This is a genomic window from Bacteroides sp. AM54-2NS (genome assembly GCF_003602935.1).
Classification (GTDB): Bacteria; Bacteroidota; Bacteroidia; order Bacteroidales; family Bacteroidaceae; genus Bacteroides; species Bacteroides xylanisolvens.
This window is the reverse complement of record NZ_QTMZ01000004.1, coordinates 162,881-182,052: the sequence shown is the minus strand read 5'-3', so window position 1 is coordinate 182,052 and position 19,172 is coordinate 162,881. Positions and strand designations below refer to the sequence as shown.

Here is a 19,172-nt window from a genome sequence, read left to right as displayed (position 1 = left end):
CCTTCAGATAAAAGAAAAACGCCGATCGAAGGATGTTCCTTCGCCATCGGCGTTTCCTCGTTGTAAGATGTGAGGTTGGTTTATAAAAACGTATTATTTAAATTATGCATCGATATTTGCATACGTTGCATTCTCTTCAATAAACTCGCGGCGTGGCCCTACATCTTCACCCATCAACATAGAGAAGATATAATCAGCTTCTGCGGCGTTGTCAATATTTACTTGTTTCAGCATACGGTTTTCAGGGTCCATAGTTGTTTCCCACAACTGCTGGGCGTTCATCTCACCCAAACCTTTGTAGCGTTGTGTATGAATTGCATTTTCTGAACCACCGCCGTAAGTATCAATAAACTTCTGGCGTTGTGCGTCTGTCCAGCAATACTCTTCTACTTTACCCTTTTTGCAGAGGTAGAGCGGGGGAGTAGCGATGTACAGATAACCGTTCTGGATAACTTGCGGCATATAACGGAAGAAGAACGTCATGATAAGTGTGTCGATGTGAGAACCATCGACGTCGGCATCGGTCATGATGATAATCTTGTGATAGCGCAGCTCTGTATGTTTGCTTCCTTGCTGTCTTCGTCAGTTCCGATAGTCACACCGAGAGCTGTGTAGATATTGCGGATTTCATCACTTTCCAAAGCCTTGTGATACATGGCTTTTTCTACGTTCAGAATCTTACCGCGCAATGGGAGGATCGCCTGGAACATACGGTTACGTCCCTGCTTGGCAGTACCACCTGCCGAGTCTCCCTCGACGAGGAACAATTCACATTTAGAAGGATCCTTATCCGAACAGTCGGCCAATTTACCCGGCAGACCGCCACCCGACATCGGCGACTTGCGTTGTACCATTTCACGGGCTTTTCTTGCAGCGTGACGTGCAGTAGCAGCAAGAATCACTTTGTCGACAATTGTTTTGGCTTCCTTCGGATGTTCTTCCAGATAATATGCTAATACTTCGCCCACTGCCTGGTCAACAGCACCCATCACTTCGTTGTTACCCAACTTTGTTTTAGTCTGTCCTTCAAACTGTGGTTCAGCTACTTTTACAGAAATAACGGCAGTCAAACCTTCGCGGAAGTCATCTCCCGAAATTTCAACTTTTACCTTTTCCAGCATCTTGCTGTCTTCGGCGTATTTTTTCAACGTACGAGTCAGCGCACGGCGGAAACCTGCCAAGTGTGTACCACCTTCAATGGTGTTGATATTGTTGACGTATGAGTGAACGTTTTCGGAGAATCCGGTATTGTACATGATAGCCACTTCAATAGGAATTCCCTGTTTTTCGGAGTTCAGATAGATCACATCGTTAATCAAGTGCTCGCGTGAAGACTCGATAAAACGCACGAACTCTCTCAAACCTTCTTCTGAATAGAATTGCTCGCTCTTGAAACTTCCGTCTTCGTTCACTACCCGACGGTCAGTCAGAGAGATGCGAAGACCGGCGTCAGATAAGCCAATTCGCGCAGACGTGAAGCCAGAATCTTGTAGTCGTATACCGTTTCAGTAAAGATGGTACCATCCGGCCAGAATTGTTGGCGGGTTCCCGTAATGTCGGCTGTACCGACTTCCTTTACAGAATAAAGCGGTTTACCGATCTCGTATTCCTGCTGATAGATTTTGCCATTACGGAATACTTGTGTAGTCATGTGGGTAGACAGCGCGTTTACGCAGGACATACCTACACCGTGCAAACCTCCGGATACTTTGTAAGAACCCTTGTCGAATTTACCTCCGGCATGCAATACGGTCATGGCTACTTCCAGTGCCGACTTCTTTTCTTTCTCGTGATAGTCAACCGGAATACCGCGTCCGTTGTCCTGTACTGTGATTGAATTGTCTTCGTTGATTGTTACTTCGATATGGTCGCAATAGCCGGCCAATGCTTCGTCGATAGAGTTGTCAACGATTTCGTATACCAAGTGGTGAAGTCCCTTGACGCTGATGTCACCAATGTACATCGCAGGGCGTTTTCTTACTGCTTCAAGACCTTCCAATACTTGGATACTATCCGCAGAATAAGACCCGTTATTGGGAGTGATTTGTTCTTCGCTCATAATTGCCTTTCTAACTTTAATAACAGAGCAAATATAGTGAAAATTGTCGACTTGACGAAGAATAATCAGTGAAAAATAAAGAATGCGGGCGGTTTCTCTGTATTGTTAATAGGTTTGATATTCAGTGGGTTATAAACAAGAAAGGCCGAACTTAAAAGTTCAGCCTAGATGCTATATAGAATTGTTAAATTCTTGTTATTAAGCGAGCTTGTTGATGTAAAGAGCCAACTTAGATTTCAGATTGTTAGCTTTGTTTTTGTGAATGATGTTCACTTTAGCCAACTTATCCAACATCTTTGTAATGCCTGGGTACATTGCAACTGCTTCTGCTTTATCAGTAGTTGCACGAAGCTTTCTAACAGCATTTCTCATGGTCTTGCCATAATATCTGTTGTGAAGTCTTCTTGTCTCTTCTTGTCTGATTCTTTTCAGTGATGATTTATGATTTGCCATCTCGACTAATCTATTTTTTTAGTTCTTTATTCTTTTAACTTGTAGCCCGTGGGGGAATCGAACCCCCCTTTCAAGAATGAAAATCTTGCGTCCTAACCGATAGACGAACGGGCCATCCTGTTGTAGCATTTCTGCTTTTTGCTTTCTCGAATCTGTGTTTGTTTCTCGATTGCGGATGCAAAGGTAGGAACTTTTTTGAAAATGGCAAATGATTCATAGAAAAATTTTCAATGAATATGTGTTTTTTTTCACAGATGTCTTTCTTTTTGGCTGATATTCAGTGAAATATATGGTTGTGATTTTTATATAAAAAAATCTCTCCTGTGAAAAACAGTAGGAAGCATTTTTTCTTACCACCTTATTATATATAGCGAAATAAAAAAGCTGCTTATTGGTAACTTCTTTTGTAACTAAATGATTCTTTAGGCAACTAACGGAACAAATACCGGAGACGATGAATGATAACAAAGAATTTATAGGCATACTGCTACAAAATAAGCGTATCATTTATAAGGTTTGTTTCATGTACGCGCAAGATAAGGAAGTGGAAGCGATATTTAACGCCGTATGTCTCCGATTATTTTGTGTTTTTTTGTAGCTTTGCTTCGGATTGGAAACGAGATAAATATCGGTTATGCTGCAAAAAACGAAAGGAATAGTTCTTCATACATTGAAATACAATGATACATCTATCATTGTGGATATGTATACAGAGTTGTCCGGCAGGGCTTCTTTTCTTGTAACAGTGCCCCGTTCGCGGAAAGCGGCTGTGAAATCCGTACTTTTCCAGCCGTTGTCTTTTATTGAGTTCGAGGCCGACTATCGCCCAAATGCAACTCTCTATCGTGTGAAGGAAGCGAAATCCTTTTATCCTTTTTCTTCCATTCCATACGATCCGTATAAGTCTTCGATGGCACTTTTCCTGTCGGAGTTTCTTTACAGGGCTATCCGGGAGGAGGCGGAGAACCGTCCGTTATTTGCTTATCTGCAACATTCCATCATTTGGCTGGATGAGTGTGGAGACGGCTTTGCCAATTTCCATCTGGTGTTCCTGATGCGTCTTTCCCGTTTCCTGGGACTTTATCCGAATCTGGAGGATTATCATACCGGCGATTACTTTGATTTATTGAATGCCTGCTTCACTTCTATTCGTCCCCAGCTGCATTCTTCCTATATCAATCCCGAAGAGGCTGCCCGTCTCCGTCAACTGATGCGCATGAACTATGAGACAATGCATCTCTTTGGCATGAGCCGTGCGGAGCGTACCCGTTGCCTGACGATTATGAATGATTATTACCGCTTGCATCTGCCCGACTTCCCGGCATTGAAATCATTGGAGGTGTTGAAAGAACTGTTTGATTAATTAGTAATTTCTTGCAGGTTTGTATGCTGTTCCTGAAAATATATGTTACTTTTGTCGGTAGAGAACAAAAGAGAATGAACAAGCGAGAAACAATATGAAAAGATTCCTGTACCTGACGGTCTGTTTTTTTATCCTAGGGAAGTTTTATGGTTGTAACGGAGACGTGTTTGTCGACGACTTCCGTTCTTCCGATTCCGAACTGACGCTGGACGGGAACGGGGATGTTGCCACTATTCAATTTGCAGCTGCCAATTGGGATTGGATGTATGTAGCCTTCGATTTTCCCATTCAATATAACATATATGATGCGGACAATCGCCTGATAACAACCGACCAAGGTCCATCGCTGAACGGGTTGGGAAAGATTGTGTGCACCGGAGAGATGATTGATTTCACCATCGAACGCGTTCATCCCAAAGAAGTGAAGATAACGGTGGGCGAGAATGCCCTTTCCGCTCCTTTTCAATTCCAGCTCAGGGCGAGCAACGAGTATGAGTGGCAGGAGATACGCGTCGAGATTTCTCCGACAGACAGATATGTGATGGATAGTATCATTTATTCTTTGGATGCATACTCTTACGATCCGGAAAACAAGATAGAGAAAAAAGAAGGCGTCTCCTTTCATAACTTAACAGATGGTTCGTCTACATACACGCTTTTTCCTTTCGAGTCTTTTTACCATTTTATGAGATTTAAAAGCGATGTGCCCGAAGCCTTTCAACTACTGGGCGAAGCTGGTCTGACAGTGGAAATACCAAGCATGAAAGATGGATATTTAGGGATGAACGGTAAACGGGCGCCATTCATTTCTGCGCAACAAATGTTGCCTTGCTCCAATACGGAGCAGAAAAAAGACATAATCCCTCCCAGGACTTCTCGATACTACATCTTATCGATGGTATATGATTGGTTGGAAACGAGATATACCCTTTATGTTTCTCACCCCAAAACCAAGAAACAACGAATCGTAACCGGCACGTTGCATAGCGAAATGCCTGTAAAATACTACATAACACACAAGGATATCCCTTTCAACAACTAACCGATCAACAACTAATATATCAATGATTAGAAATAGGAACGCCATACGGTTACTGTGCCTCCTTTGCCTTCTGGTACATCCGGCAATCAACGCAAATCTGGAAGCCCAGACAATCATTGGGCAACGGAACGATAGCGTCAGCCATCCCCTGATCTGCCATCAGCTTGGCTTCGACATCCGTCCGGGATATATCGTCTCCACCCATAGTTTTCTGCAAGGAGACAATGCGCAGCAAAAGAAAATCGACCAATCGCTTTCCTTCCATTTCAAGTACGCTTTCAGATTCAGCAAAGAATCCAACCTCGGCAGGCTCTTTCCCCATACCTATCAGGGTATTGGCATTTCCTACCATACTTTCTTTAGTCCCGCTGAATTGGGAAATCCCGTGTCGGTATACGCTTTTCAAGGGTCACGTATCGCGCAACTGTCCCCCCGTCTGTCGTTCGATTACGAATGGAACTTCGGGGCTTCTTTTGGCTGGAAGAAATATGATGAACTATCCAATCCGCAAAACGTGCTGATTGGCTCCAAGATCAATGCGTACATCAATCTCGGCTTTTTGCTGAACTGGCAAGTTCACAAGTACTGGAAACTGGCGGCAGGTGTAGATCTCACCCATTTTTCCAATGGAAACACGCATTATCCCAATGGCGGTCTTAATGTTATTGGAGGAAGAATCGGCATCGTGCGTACTTTGGGCGTGGATGAGGGACCCGGTCCCATCACTCCCGGACGGCTCTTTATAAAACCTCACGTCAGCTATGATCTGGTGATCTACGGAGCCACCCGCAAAAGAGGACTGATTGGAGACGATGTGTCGAGTATGATTCCCGGTTCGTTTGGCGTGGCGGGCGTCAATTTCGCCCCGATGTATAATTTCAACAACTATTTTCGGGCAGGGTTTTCTGCCGATGCGCAATATGATGAGAGTGCCAATCTTAAAGAGTATAGAGTGGGCGAGTATTACTCGGGCGATTTGAAGTTTCATCGTCCTCCTTTCCGCGAGCAGTTTTCCGTAGGTTTATCTCTTCGGGCAGAGCTGGTGATGCCTGTTTTCTCTATCAATGTCGGCGTCGGTCGGAACCTGATATACAGCGGTGATGATACAAAAGGGTTCTATCAAGTTCTGGCTCTCAAGACTTATGTCACCCGTCATTTGTTTCTACACGTGGGGTATCAGTTGAGCAAATTTAAAGACCCCAACAATCTGATGTTGGGGCTTGGATATAGATTTCATGATAAGCGATGAAAGAGTAATCTTCGCTTGTTAATAACTTCCTTTTTTCAATTTAATTAAAATGTAAGCCCTCCTAATTGAATTATTCCATTATCCTTCCAAATATAATTAACTTTTACTTCTGTGATACCGGCATCAGGATACCGTTGCTGATATTCTACTGTTTTATCACTCTGTAGGATATATCCGTATGACATTCCTGTGGCAAATTTAAAACCGAATTTCTCTGTTTTATTATCATACATTAGGGTTAAAGAGGTAATGTTCCATTCGTATGTACCTTCTTTGAATATTCCCGAATCAGTTTCCATTGTGAACTTCTTGGTTTCCTGATTGAATGTATAAGTGGCACCAATGAATGGTTTCTCTTTTTCTCGTAATTCAACTTCTATTTCTGGGGGGATTTTTAGATCTACAGCTTTTATTATTACTCCCGGATAATCAGGGTTACCTTTAATGGAATTCCCCAATTGATGATTTCCGGACTGTTGAAGTATTTGACATATACGTAGATTTCACATGCTATTTTTTTATTATCAGTATCGATAAGTCGTATCATGGTGCTCCCACTTTTGTATGTAGCGATGCATACGCCCATTTCGTCAAGAGTTGCAGTTGCAATTTCTTGATTTTCTGATTCTAACTTATAGTTGTGCTCTGTTAAGTCTGTTTCTATGATGACATGCCTTGTGTCTCCTTCCCATATAGAAACTGATTCCTTTTCAACTTCGTATGGTTGTTCTTCAGAGCAACCATACGAAGATGCCAGTAATAATACGAATAGTAAAAATCTATCAATTCTCATACTTTTAAATGTTTGTTGCAAATATATGCTAATATGGGTGATAATCCCTTTGTTTTACTGGCTAATAAAGTCTTTATTGCTTATTCCACGTGGACTTCTACGATCGTAAAGACATTGTTTGAACGGATATAAAGGTCAAATGTTCCATAAGGTCCGTTGACAATGTCAGGTGCTTTAGTTAGGGTTATTCTTAATTTGTTATTGGCATATGTTACATTTAATCCTTTTATACCTGCGCTATGTTCTTTCAAGAAAAACTCAATATCTTGGGGTAATGCTAATTCAACCGTTTCACCTATGCGGTAAAGGCTTCCAATATTATACCTATATGCAGGCAGTCCATTATTGTTAGGGAAAACAGATATATATTTTACAATTGCACCGATATTCATGTCACTATTTACTATTTTAGATACAACATAGGCTTGATAATAACTTGTTTCTACTTGAATAGCGTAATTGCCTGACGGAAAATCTATCAGTGTATTTTTATTAAAAATCTGATAAATATGCCCGGGTGTAACCGCCACTTCGTGTGTGAGGTTGGTTAACGAGGGCAGAATATTTGCTCCAACTCCTGCGCCATTTCCTACGTCAGAAATGAAATTTTTAGATGTGATAAAATTATTGGCTTCATTGATGTAAACATTTGATTCACCTAAATAGGTTTTTCCATTATGCTCATTAAGCATATTGAGTGTGATGGTGTCTGCCGGATCATCTGGTGTGTCATCATCACTACAATTAACGAAACACATAGTACAAAGGGATAATAAGAAAATCCCAACTATTTTCTTTGTATTCATTTTTTTAATTTCTTAATTTATCAGGAACTTAGTTTGACTTGTTGCTTAGAAATATTTTATCGATATAATAGTCAATACTCTTTGAAGTATTGCGGAATAATAGTTGAAGCTTGTATTTCCCTTTAGGATATTCTTCTTGAGAAGGTAAAAAGAACCTTATTTTGGCGCTTTCATGAGAAGGTATTAAATATCCAAGATCATTTTTTACATAATTATCCGGATAAACTAAAGGAATCCATGAATTATTACTTTCTCTATAGTGCAAGAAAGTATTGCTAATATAGATAATTGTATCGTTTGTATTATTAGTAATTTCTGTTTTCAAGAATCCGTCTTTTGAGCAGGGGGCTTTTAATAAAAAGCGCACTTTTATATTCTCATTTTCTCTTGTAATAAATTCTTCCCCCTGCATTTGTTTTTCTTCTACAATCGTTTCTCCTGGCTCGATGGAATTAATGAAATGTGATATATCCATTTTATATGAATTAAGAGAGTCGATACTATTTTCATATTCAAGGTTTACAGTGCTTTTAGAATTGCCTGTTTTATTATGACAACTGATTAGCATGAATAAAACAATTCCATTGGTTAGCAAAATCGATATTAATTTGAGCATAAGTTAAGTATGAAATGGATTGGATAAGTTACTTATCCAATCCATTGGTAATTATTAGTTGAAATGAGCATTTAGTTTTGATGCTATATTATCAACCTTAACAAATATAGATGTGAAAGCTGTGCTTCCTTTATGTATACCTATTACTTTTTTACTATCTGTAAGATATACTGGTCCCCCGCTATCTCCGAACGCACTTAAATATGTAGCTTCACCCATATCTGTATAGTATATTCCATCGGCATTTACATTTGCATTGGTACTTGTAATATAACCTTCAGATTGAGCTATAGTCTCTCCTAACTTGGTTACATTATCTCCTGCCCAAATATTATATTCTTCTCCAGTAAGATTTCCATTATTGGGAACGATGGAGAAATTAGTTATACTAATGAATGCTGCATCAACGGAACCACCTTGGATTGAAAAGTCACAACTACCGATTAGTGTGTTATTATAATATGCCGGGTCACCCGTGTTATAAGCATGTCCTGCAGTAACAAAACCGTCAGTGTTAAATCTAGTAGCTCTATATCCCATTGACGCAGTGCCTTTAGGTGTGCCTATAGAACTTCCTGGCGATAATGAGTGGTTTTGAAATTCTCTTGTGCATTGTTTAAATACAATTCCTGAAAAGTTCACTACTTCTGATTTAAACTCTTTTATTTCCATTTCATTAGATTTGTCAAGTTCTACCACGACACAGTTCTCAAAATCATTCAGATAATAGTATCTTATATTCTTGGCAATTTGAGAATCTTTATTACTGCTAATAAATGAAGTTATTTTGGTTAGAACATTATTCAGCTCCGTATAAGAATAATTGCCTTGTGTATATATGACATCATTCTCACCTATTAACCTTATAAGAGTGGCTTTGGTACTTTCTATTTCTCCTTTAAGAAAAACAACAAGTTTACCATTCCCGTTAATATAACTTCCCCCATAATAGTCCGGATAGTCACTAGTACTTAATGAACGAGTTTTTGTCATTCCAAATGATTCTAATAATCTTATACCAGCCTCACGAGCTTTTTCATTGTTTCTTTTTACAATGTTTGGCTGTTCGTTGTTTTCTCTTTGAAGTACATCGTCTGAAGAACATGATGATACGACTAATCCGAAAAACAGCAGAATGGTCAAAGGTAACAATAATTTTTTCATAAGCGGATAATTTGAATTAATAAATGATACGTATTTTACCTCTTCCTTAAAAGGATTGTCTTTTTTATTGGTGAATATCTATTAATGCTCTTCATTACAAACCGAATATTCTATATCGTTGATATAAAGTCGTCATTGAAACAGATTTTACAGGTATGCTGTTTACCCAATCTAAGATTCCGTATGCATCAAGAATATAGTCATCGTCGTAGTATGCAAAACAATATAACGATGTCGGATTGTAGATATACCAAATATTGGTGTTTGTATTTTTAAACTTGTACATTCCAGCCTCATCTACATCGTTTATTGAAAATGATAATGTGGTTTGTAGGATAGGATTTATTACTTTATTCGGATTAGCTTTGATAGCTAGTTTATAATATTTGCTCTTTTCATCTTTTATAGCATTACTTTTTTCGGTAAAGGTTGTGGCAACACTGTTCGCTTTTAATTCTGCATCGGATTGACTTGCTGCACTTGAATTTGAGAAAATGAGCTTATCTCCTTGTCTTGTATTTAGCACAGGTACAATATCATATAATTTCTCTCCCGAGCTACTTTTGCGGACGTATACTTTCATTATTTCTATATACGGTTCTTCAAGTTGTTCTTGGTGCTGAAAATCCATGTGGGTGTCGTTATATCTTTGCTTAAAGTTTTCTTCCAAAATAAAATCCGATATTGGATAGAGCCCACCATCTTGAATGTCAATCATTGTATGTGTTCTTGAATCATTTAATGATTGAAGCCAACTCGTTAAATTAATGGATGTACTTTTAACGTCATAAGGAGGTGTTGCAACATTATAACCATAAGCGCCGCCCAATGTTTTGATAGATACATGTAATTCGGAAAAAGATTTAGTCTCTGTAGAAGAATTGCCATCTTTTGTTCCAACAGAAAAATCTCCTGAAACAGAGTCCTTGTTCCATGAATAAGTTGCGTTTATTGATTTATCCATGTCGCGCTCTTTACTATTGAAATCTGTACTTTGTGTGTCAAGACCATAGTATAAAGCCGATGCCCGCCCACCTGTATAATAGCTTGTTAAGACAAATTCTCCGTAACTTTGAATTAATTCTACCATGGATGAATTATAAAGGGCATCTACAAATAATTCGTCCAAATAATCTGCCGAAATTCTTCTCAATGCACTAGGTGCTGTTTGTAAGGATATCATTCCATTAATAACTTCAACACTAAGTTCTCCGTGTACTGCTTGTTCGGAATTACTTGTGTTATGCTTGAAAATATCGGTTACAGTTTTCTTTCTTCCCAGTTTGAACGGACCAATATTTAGTGAGAATCCGGATTTGACAGTTTTAGTAAACGATGAAGTTGTTTCTAAGCGTTCGAAGCTGGCGTATGACATGGCTTCTGTTGACGTTGTCCTTAACTCTTTGGCAATTATATATGAAGGATATCTTTCAAGTAGCTTTTCCATATTAACAATTGGAAATCTCGCATTTGAAAAGTCCCCGATAATTGATGTTCCGTTTTCTATGGCATAAGAATTTCCAAGAAAATCAGTAGCATCGGTAAATGATGTCCTAGTACTGGGTCTGGGTGCTATCTTTTTAGACCAAACTTTTGGTAGATTCGGGTCACGTTCTTGCAAGATGATTTCTGATGTTGAATCATCCTGATTGTTTAGCGAAGCAGAATCACTTATTTCGTCTTCATTGTTACATGATGCTATAACAAACAATATGATACATGAAAATATAGTAAATTTTCTCATATAGGTCTATTTTTTTAATATGATTGGTGATGATTGACTTGCATTTCTGGTGTTCACTCTTCTTTTTACACTTTGTTGAGTATCCAAGTTTGTCTCTTCTAAATCAACATCGGATATTTCATCTACATGAATCCTTCCGCTCCAACGTCCAGGCAATTTGGCTATTCTAGCATCTTTATCTTTTTCTTTATATTCAATTGTGGCAACATAGTCTACTGATACATCATACTCTTTAAAATAATAGGTCACCGTGAGTTTTGTACGTGGAGAAACTTTGACAGGTTCTATATGCTTTAATGTATTTTCCATTACTCTGCGTACATTGGGCTGGTATTTTGTATCAATTGGTATACTTGCATTAGGAACAAGATCTATTTCTCCTAATGTAACTGTAGGGCGTGCAAATAGCATATCTGAAGCTGGAACCTTAAATGCTATTCCCTTTTCTTCTTTAAAATAGGAGTCCTCTTGTATAGCCTTTTCAAATACGAGGTTCTCTCGTATAAATTGGGATGAAGAGTTTGTTATGGCTCGTTTGATAGAGACATTCTCCCTTTGGGTCACAGTTGCGGAATATGGATTGATAAATTCTAGGCTTTTCAGTGTGAATACAGCATCAGGGGTGATAGTAAATTCCTGTTGGGCTCTTTGTGTATATTGGCTGAAACCAACATTATTAGCTTGTATATCTACCACATAATTGAATACATCCCACCATGAACCACTACTTCCTTGGCCAAGATATAGCTCATTTTGAAGGACATAAGTTCCTGGATTATTAGTAGCAGGTATAATGTCCCAGGAATCCATGGCTCCTGTAGTGGAATTACTGCTCATTGCAAGTAATATTTTTGATTCCGGATTACTAGTGTAATGTCCTACAGCTAGACGAGTTTTCGAGTAGTTTGAATAAATTAAATAGGGTATGCCGGTAATTGATGAGGGAATTTGGACATAGAATTTACCATAAGAGCCAGGATTATATCCCTCATAGGTCACTCTCTGTCCCCAACCAGTACATGATAAATATCCACCTCCAGTGCTAAGTGTGAAGGGTAACTCTCTAATAGCCCACATATTTTCTGAAAAATATTGGCTATAGTTACTTGAAGCTACTGATCGTGTCTTCGCTTTCTTTAGTTCATCTATCCTTTCTTTTAATGCTTTTAGCTCATCTGTCATTTCAGACAATTCATAACTTTCTAATTGAAGGCTATCCGATTCCAATCCTGATAAGTTCAGTTTTTCTGTAGATGACTGGATCTCATTTTCAATCTCACTTTCGCAAGAGTACAATAACAAGGTGATGCAAGGCAGCACCAATAAGAATCTAAAAATGTTTCCCATAATTATTAGTTTTATAGGGTTTATAAAGTTTGATATTTTTATTATTTATCGTTGATTATTCGATTTCAAACTCTCCAATGAAAGTTATGTCTTTTTCTATGTAGAGAAGTTCATAATGACCGACTCTGTAGCCTTTCAAATCAATCTTATAAGTTTTTTGCTCATTAGGAGTTAATATCACATCTTGGAAGATAATATTTCCCAGTTGATCTTTTACTTGGAAAGTAACTTGATCGTCGATGTCTTCAAGAAAACGAACTTCAATAGAGTTTTCGTCTTGGGTAGCTTCTATTGGGATAGAATTTGGTGTTTTTTGGCATTTATGCCATCTTATAATTTTAGTTCTTTGTGTTGATAGATTATTGGCTTCTATTATCATGAATGGAATGCCAATTAATAATAGTAAAATGCTTAGTTTTCTCATATCTTTGATTGTTTTTTGCAAATTTATGGAGATATGAGGGGGAATGCAAATAAAAGAAGTTTTTCAGCGTGGACAAACAGTGCTTGATAATCAGTCGCTTATGATGTTTTGCGTGGACATCCTTTTATGTTGCTGATTATTTCTTCCTGAGAAGAGGTATTAGTGCATGTTTTCAATTAAATACTCATACAATGTAGCATTATTATCTGGTAATATTATATTCAGTTTTTGTCTAAGTCTGAGTCTTTTTTTTCTTACTGAGTCGACTGTAATGTTTAGTAACTTTGCTTCTGTGTTAGTGTCAAACCCTGATATATATAAACAGCAATACCAAAAGTCTTGCTCTGGTAAATCTGGGCATCGACTATATATGTATTTACGTAAATTCGGATAAATATATGTTATTTCATCTGCAATGAGTTTCCATTGCTTGTCTGTTATTAATGGCTTGTTATTTCTGGGCTTATTTTGGTTGGCTAGGTGTATTAGTTCTTTATGTAAAGGTGAATTCTCTAGAATTTTATTTTGCAATTGTTTATAGTTGGTGGTTAGGAGACTTATTTCTTCCTGCATTTCCTCATAGCTCTCATTTTTCTCCTTAAATGTATCTAACAATCTTTTTTTCTTTTCCAGTTCTAAAGAAACATAAAGCAAATCTGTCTTTATTCGGTTCAACTCTTCTTGTTGTCTTTGGATTTTCTCTTTTGCTTTCTTTCGATATAGTAGATATCCTATTATTATTAACAATAGTATTCCAATGCATATAACTAAAACTATAATGTAGCTTTGCTGTTTAATTTTTAATCTATCTACTTCTTTGCTGATCTTTAAATGATTATATTTAGACTCTATGTTCAATATCTTAGATTGGTTATCAGCATATATGATTGAATCAGTTATTTCGACGTATTCTTTCAGATTAGTAAGAGCTTCTTTATAATTCTTTTCTTCATTATAGATTTGGTAGTATAAATATTTAATGCTGTATGTATACTTTGGATTATCTTGTAGTATTTTGGATAGTAGCTCTTGTGCTTTGTTAATAGCCCCCGATGCAATATATAAGTCTATCAGTGCCATATAATCGGGCATTGTTTCTCTTCCTACCAATGCTTTGAGAAAGTATTCTTCAGCTTTATCATATTTATTTTGCATTGCATAAATATTCCCTAAGGCATTGTCTATTGATGCAGTGACTTCGATATTTTTAGTATTACGTGCTACAGAATCAGCTATAGTTAGAATTTTTAAAGCGCGTGATAACGAGTCTATGCATGCATATTCGCGTCCTACATCTCTTAATGCGCAAGCATAGCTATCTGTATTATTTTCTTTTTTGAAGCATTCGGCAGCAGCCTTATATCTTTTGATAGCTTCTGTCCGCATGAATTTCTCTCCATATAAATCGCCTATATAGCTATATGTATATCCGGTGAGGTTATTAAGCTTATTCTTTTCTGCAATGTCCAGTGCATTGGTATAAATAGACATTGCTTTATCATAATCTCCATCAGCAAAATAGGATCGACCTAAATAAATCAAGATTTGCACTTGTTCGTCAGGGCTACCATGTGAGGAATACCAGTCATAGGCTCTTTCTAATTGGTAAGTTGGTAGGATGCTATTAAAAATTTCGTCTGTAATCTTTCCTGATAACATACACCAGCGTGCAAAGGTTTTGTTGTCTAGTTTTTCAGGAGATGATATACCTTTTAGTAGGTTGGATGCACTGTCAGGATTTATGGCAATGGCTTTTTCTACTTCATTTAGCAGTCTGTCAGATACGGATTGTTGTTTGTTGCATCCTGATAGCACTAATATAGATGTTATAATTATAGCAATACTCTTTCTCATTTGTCTGTCGTGGTTTAGTTTCGTTGTAAAAGTAATCTTTATTTTCTATATTATGCTCTTTTATAGGGAGATTATTTTAGTTCGGGGGAAATAATAATTAGTACTGTCTATATCATACATTAAATTAATTTCAAATCTGCTTTTACTTTATTAAGTTCATGTGATCTAATTTGATTATTTCCCAGCTATTAATAGACTCTTTCTTATTTATAGTGAGAAAAGTTCCTTTCTATTAATACCTAAATTACTTTACTATAATTCTAAACTTGTTTTTCATTAATCGCAATCTATAATTGCAAGTTGCAATTATATAAATGAAGCTTTTGATTTTATAAATGAAAGCTTTGTTTATAAAAACAAAAGCTTCATTTAGAGATTGCCTTTAATGTTAGTAATCTTTTCTATTAGTGAAAAGGAAGTTTGGCATCAATAGAGAATAAGTTTATATCTAATAGATTGGAATCAGTCTATTAATCAAAATTCGGCAGAAAGGTATAGTGAATCGGGTGAAACCTATGTGAAAGGCAGACCTTCACCCGAAATCCCTTTATTCATCGATGTTTCAGAGTGGTGAAGGAGGTGAATGTCATGTTTAAAGAAAAGTTGCAGATGTGTGTAAGATAAAACATCTTGCACGCATCTGCAACGGTATCTTGCACAGGTTTATACTGCTATTAATCAAATAGATAAACTCTGGTTAGTGTAAGGTGCAAGATAAAATCGAACACTAAAAGGTTCTGTGGAAGTTCCGGAAGTTATCCCAAAAGCTCTTTTACTTTTGCGGAAATGGCACGTCCTTCTGCAAGTCCTGCCAGCTTCTTGGAGGCAACTCCCATGACCTTACCCATGTCTTTACCGCTCGTAGCACCTGTCTCTGCGATAATTTCCTTCAAAGCAGCTTCCAGTTCTTCGGCAGTCATTTGTTTCGGCAGGTATTTTTCCATAACGGCTACCTGACCCAATTCTACGTCAGCCAAGTCCTGACGACCCTGTCCGATATAGATTTCAGCAGAATCTTTTCCTTGTTTTACAAGTTTCTGGATAATCTTCAGAGCTGCGTCATCTGTCAATATATCGTTAGCTCCCGGAGCTGTCTTAGCTTCGAGGAAGAACTTCTTTATATTTCTCAAGGTTTCGAGGGCTACTTTATCTTTCGCCTTCATTGCGTTTTTAATGTCTTCGCTGACTTGATCGAATAAATCCATACTATTATAATTATAAATTGAAGATTAAAAATTAGATCTGAAGCCTGATGCTGTGGGACTATAATTTTCGTTCTTAAACTCTTTGTTTAGAATGTAATTACGCCGTTATCATCCGTAGCTTCTTCTGTTGCCACTTCTTCTTCCAATGCAGCTTTTGTCCGGATTTTAGTAAGAGTCGTCTTATCACGCATGTACGTGGGAGAATCTTCTACCATGGCGATGATATCGTCGTTGTCCAAATCTTCCGTGTTGAAAAGATAGATGTGACGGCGTTTGCGGAGGCTCTTGCTTCCGATATTGCTGGCACTTTCGCCGTATGCCTTGCGGATACGTTCTTTGTTCTTCTCTTTTTCCTCTTCCAGTTGCAGTTGGCGTTCTTCCTCTTCCTGGCTGCGTGCAGCATGCAGGCTGTCCATTCCGGGGACGTCTTCTACACCGAATCCGGTTGCCAATACGGTGATCTTTACTTTTGTATCCAGTGAGTTGTCGATGGCAACACCCCAGATCACTTCCACTCCTTCGCGGAATTTGCTCATGAACTCGTGTATCTCGTTCATTTCCTCCATCATCAGTTCCGATGACGGGCAGAAAGAAACGTTCAACATAACCTTCTTGGCATTGAAAATATCGTTGTTGTTGAGCAACGGAGAATGCAGGGCATCATCGATTGCTTTCGTCACACGATTTTCTCCTTCGCCGAATCCGGTACTCATGATCGCTACTCCGCCATCTTTCAGGATGGTTTTCACATCGGCAAAGTCGAGGTTGACCGTACCACGCATGGTGATAATCTCGGCAATACTCTTGGCAGCGATGGAAAGAGTGTCATCGGCTTTGCCGAAGGCATTCATAAAGGTAAGGTCGGCGTATATTTCGCGCAGGCGTTCGTTGTTAATAACCAATAGGGCATCAACGTGCTGGGCGATACGTTCGACGCCGTCCAGTGCCTGGATGATTTTCTTTTCTCCCTCAAAGATAAAGGGGATGGTGACGATACCGACAGTCAGAATATCCATTTCCTTCGCAATGCGGGCGATGACCGGGGCAGCTCCTGTTCCGGTTCCTCCTCCCATTCCGGCGGTGATGAATACCATCTTGGTGCCGTCGTTCAGTTGTGCCTTGATATCTTCTATACTTTCTTCAGCGGCGTCGCGTGCCCGTTCGGGACGGTTGCCGGCTCCAAGCCCTTGCGTGATGCTACGGCCCAGTTGCAGTTTCACCGGGACAGGTGATTCGGCCAATGCCTGGTTGTCCGTGTTGCAAAGAACGAACGTTACATCATGGATGCCTTCCCGGTACATGTGGTTTACAGCGTTACCACCACCACCACCTACACCAATCACTTTGATGATCTTCGGTGAATCTGTCGGGAAATCGAATTGTACTATCTCGTCCATAATAATATGATTTCTGATTTATGATTTCTGGTTTCTGAACTCTGATTTTTGAATCTTGATTTATAAGTTATGATTTATGATATAGCGCGCAGCCAACTCATAAATCATAATTCATAAATCATAACTCACTTCATATCGTCGTCGGAGAAGATTTCTTTCGTCAACGAGTCGATCTTGCGCTGAATCCAGCTCGGACCGGCTTCTCTTTTCCGTCTTTCTTTCTCTTCCTTTTCCTTTTGCTTGCGAAGTTTTTCCGCTTCTTTAGCAGCTAACTTGGCTTCACGCTCTTCTTCCTCTTTCTTGAGGCGGGCGAGGCGGGCCTGTTCCTTCAGCTCCTGGTCGTCTTCAAATATGTCTGCGGTCCTATGCACTTCCGGCTCCGGTTTGGAGACTGGCGGTACAGGAGCAGCAGCTTGCGGGGCGGTTTCAGTCAGGCAACAGTTTTGGTTCCCTTCAAACAGGAGACCGAACAATGTGTTCTGTGAACCGTCTTTTTTTAGTATATTGTTGGGGGCATGGACCGTATTGCGTGGAAGTTTCGCCATCCGTATTTTTTCTATCTTGCTGCGTTTGCGCAAGGTTTCGTCCAAGTTCTTCAGGTTGGCGGCTCCTCCTGTTAGGATAAGTCCTGCCAGCAGTTTGTCTTCGTAGCCGGATAGCTGAATCTGGTTCCATACGTTGGCAACGATTTCTTCGGCACGGGCTTCGATGATATTATTAAGGTCTGCCACTTTGATGATACGGTTGTCATCCTCCAGTTTGCAGGTAGCTTCTTCCTCTTGTTCGGGGTCTTCTTCGTAGAGGGCGTCACCATAGGCTTTTTTCAGGCGTTCGGCTTCTTCCTCCTCCATTTGCAGGGTGGTGATGTCACGCGTGATGCTGTTGCCTCCCAAAGGTAATACGGTGAGGAAGCGGAGAATGTTATTCTTATATACAGAGATGGTAGTCGTATCTGCTCCGAAGTCGATCAGTGCACAACCCGAACGGCGTTCGCTTTCTGTCAGTACGGCGTTGGCTGTTACTAGCGGGGCGATCAGTTGGTCGGCAATGTCGATTTTTGCCTGCTGGAAGCAATGCTCCAGATTCTTGCGTACGGAAGCACGGGCAACGATGTTGAGGAAACGTCCTTCGATGTGGCTTCCTACCAGACCTACCGGGTTGGCTTGCAGATTATTGCCCACCTTGTATTCTTGCGGAGCTACGTCCAGTATATCCATATCAACCACCGGGATGGCAATGTTTTCATCACCGATAGCGCTTACAAGTTCTTCGGATATGATGGCTTCTTCTTCCAGGTCGCGGCTTACTACATTGCGGACTGTGCGGAGTGATTGTCCGCCGATGCCTACATATACCTTGGCAATTGAGTTTTTCAACTCACCTTCCAGTCTGTTGATGATCGAGGTCAGGCTTTGCGCTGTCTTGTCCAGATTGAAAATAACTCCTTTACGAATAAACGTAGAAGAGTCTTCCTGGGCATACGCTAATACCTGCATACTTCCGTCACTGTTCTTTCTTCCGGCCACACCGGTTATCTTCGATGAACCAAGTTCAATAGCGGCGATAAATTCTGTTGTTGCCATATATATTTATTTACGATTTTACGATTTACAATTTACGATTGAAAAAAGATTGTTCACTCCTCGTCTGTCAACT

The 19,172-nt window shown here is 39.3% G+C and carries 16 protein-coding genes, 1 tRNA gene and 1 pseudogene; 3 read left to right on the top strand and 15 right to left on the bottom strand.

Annotated features, from left to right (window positions below; translation table 11 throughout):
- Positions 1-102: 102 nt before the first annotated feature.
- The 3 genes and pseudogenes from gyrB to DXA05_RS04015 all read right to left on the bottom strand — a co-directional run bounded on the left by gyrB (position 103) and on the right by DXA05_RS04015 (position 2,626).
- Positions 103-2,059, bottom strand: a pseudogene (gene gyrB / locus DXA05_RS04025) (DNA topoisomerase (ATP-hydrolyzing) subunit B).
- Between the two features lie 198 nt (positions 2,060-2,257).
- Complete coding sequence (gene rpsT / locus DXA05_RS04020) at positions 2,258-2,512, bottom strand: 30S ribosomal protein S20 (protein ID WP_004309474.1); 255 nt, start codon at positions 2,510-2,512, stop codon at positions 2,258-2,260.
- A 42-nt stretch (positions 2,513-2,554) separates the two neighbouring features.
- Positions 2,555-2,626 (bottom strand) — tRNA-Glu (locus DXA05_RS04015).
- A 520-nt stretch (positions 2,627-3,146) separates the two neighbouring features.
- Here DXA05_RS04015 and recO point away from each other — a divergent pair.
- From recO to DXA05_RS04000, 3 genes are all read left to right on the top strand, one after another.
- The gene (gene recO, locus DXA05_RS04010) at positions 3,147-3,875 is read left to right on the top strand and encodes a DNA repair protein RecO (RefSeq protein WP_004309477.1); all 729 of its coding nucleotides are present in this window, start codon (positions 3,147-3,149) and stop codon (positions 3,873-3,875) included.
- Positions 3,876-3,969: 94 nt separating this feature from the next.
- On the top strand, positions 3,970-4,917 hold the full coding sequence (locus DXA05_RS04005; RefSeq protein WP_008642755.1) for a hypothetical protein: 948 nt from the start codon (positions 3,970-3,972) through the stop codon (positions 4,915-4,917).
- 22 nt (positions 4,918-4,939) lie between these two features.
- Complete coding sequence (locus DXA05_RS04000) at positions 4,940-6,166, top strand: acyloxyacyl hydrolase (protein WP_008642757.1); 1,227 nt, start codon at positions 4,940-4,942, stop codon at positions 6,164-6,166.
- A 44-nt stretch (positions 6,167-6,210) separates the two neighbouring features.
- Here the strand turns inward: DXA05_RS04000 and DXA05_RS27030 are convergent, their stop codons facing one another.
- The 12 genes from DXA05_RS27030 to ftsA form a co-directional block, all read right to left on the bottom strand.
- Positions 6,211-6,624, bottom strand: coding sequence for a hypothetical protein (locus DXA05_RS27030; protein ID WP_284515407.1), 414 nt, complete (start codon positions 6,622-6,624; stop codon positions 6,211-6,213).
- The gene (locus tag DXA05_RS27025) at positions 6,582-6,959 is read right to left on the bottom strand and encodes a hypothetical protein (protein WP_284515406.1); all 378 of its coding nucleotides are present in this window, start codon (positions 6,957-6,959) and stop codon (positions 6,582-6,584) included. Before DXA05_RS27025 ends, DXA05_RS27030 begins: the two co-directional genes overlap by 43 nt.
- Positions 6,960-7,039: 80 nt before the next feature.
- Positions 7,040-7,765, bottom strand: a complete 726-nt coding sequence (locus DXA05_RS03990) for a DUF5036 family protein (protein WP_008024106.1) — start codon at positions 7,763-7,765, stop codon at positions 7,040-7,042.
- 28 nt (positions 7,766-7,793) lie between these two features.
- Positions 7,794-8,381 (bottom strand): hypothetical protein, encoded by a 588-nt coding sequence (locus DXA05_RS03985; RefSeq protein ID WP_008642761.1) that lies wholly within the window; start codon positions 8,379-8,381, stop codon positions 7,794-7,796.
- Positions 8,382-8,435: 54 nt separating this feature from the next.
- Positions 8,436-9,545: a hypothetical protein gene (locus DXA05_RS03980; protein ID WP_004309496.1), complete on the bottom strand. Its 1,110-nt coding sequence runs from the start codon at positions 9,543-9,545 to the stop codon at positions 8,436-8,438.
- Positions 9,546-9,639: 94 nt separating this feature from the next.
- A complete protein-coding gene (locus DXA05_RS03975) occupies positions 9,640-11,289 on the bottom strand; it encodes an MAC/perforin domain-containing protein (RefSeq protein ID WP_004309498.1) in 1,650 nt (549 codons plus the stop codon).
- Positions 11,290-11,295: 6 nt separating this feature from the next.
- Complete coding sequence (locus DXA05_RS03970; RefSeq protein ID WP_004309501.1) at positions 11,296-12,636, bottom strand: hypothetical protein; 1,341 nt, start codon at positions 12,634-12,636, stop codon at positions 11,296-11,298.
- Between the two features lie 55 nt (positions 12,637-12,691).
- Positions 12,692-13,060, bottom strand: a complete 369-nt coding sequence (locus DXA05_RS03965; protein WP_004309503.1) for a DUF3244 domain-containing protein — start codon at positions 13,058-13,060, stop codon at positions 12,692-12,694.
- Between the two features lie 159 nt (positions 13,061-13,219).
- Positions 13,220-14,914: a tetratricopeptide repeat protein gene (locus tag DXA05_RS03960; protein ID WP_004309504.1), complete on the bottom strand. Its 1,695-nt coding sequence runs from the start codon at positions 14,912-14,914 to the stop codon at positions 13,220-13,222.
- Positions 14,915-15,669: 755 nt separating this feature from the next.
- Positions 15,670-16,119, bottom strand: a complete 450-nt coding sequence (locus tag DXA05_RS03955) for a GatB/YqeY domain-containing protein (RefSeq protein WP_004309505.1) — start codon at positions 16,117-16,119, stop codon at positions 15,670-15,672.
- Between the two features lie 86 nt (positions 16,120-16,205).
- Positions 16,206-17,516, bottom strand: a complete 1,311-nt coding sequence (gene ftsZ, locus DXA05_RS03950) for a cell division protein FtsZ (protein WP_004309506.1) — start codon at positions 17,514-17,516, stop codon at positions 16,206-16,208.
- Positions 17,517-17,641: 125 nt separating this feature from the next.
- Positions 17,642-19,099 (bottom strand): cell division protein FtsA, encoded by a 1,458-nt coding sequence (gene ftsA / locus DXA05_RS03945; RefSeq protein WP_004315397.1) that lies wholly within the window; start codon positions 19,097-19,099, stop codon positions 17,642-17,644.
- Positions 19,100-19,172 lie beyond the last annotated feature (73 nt).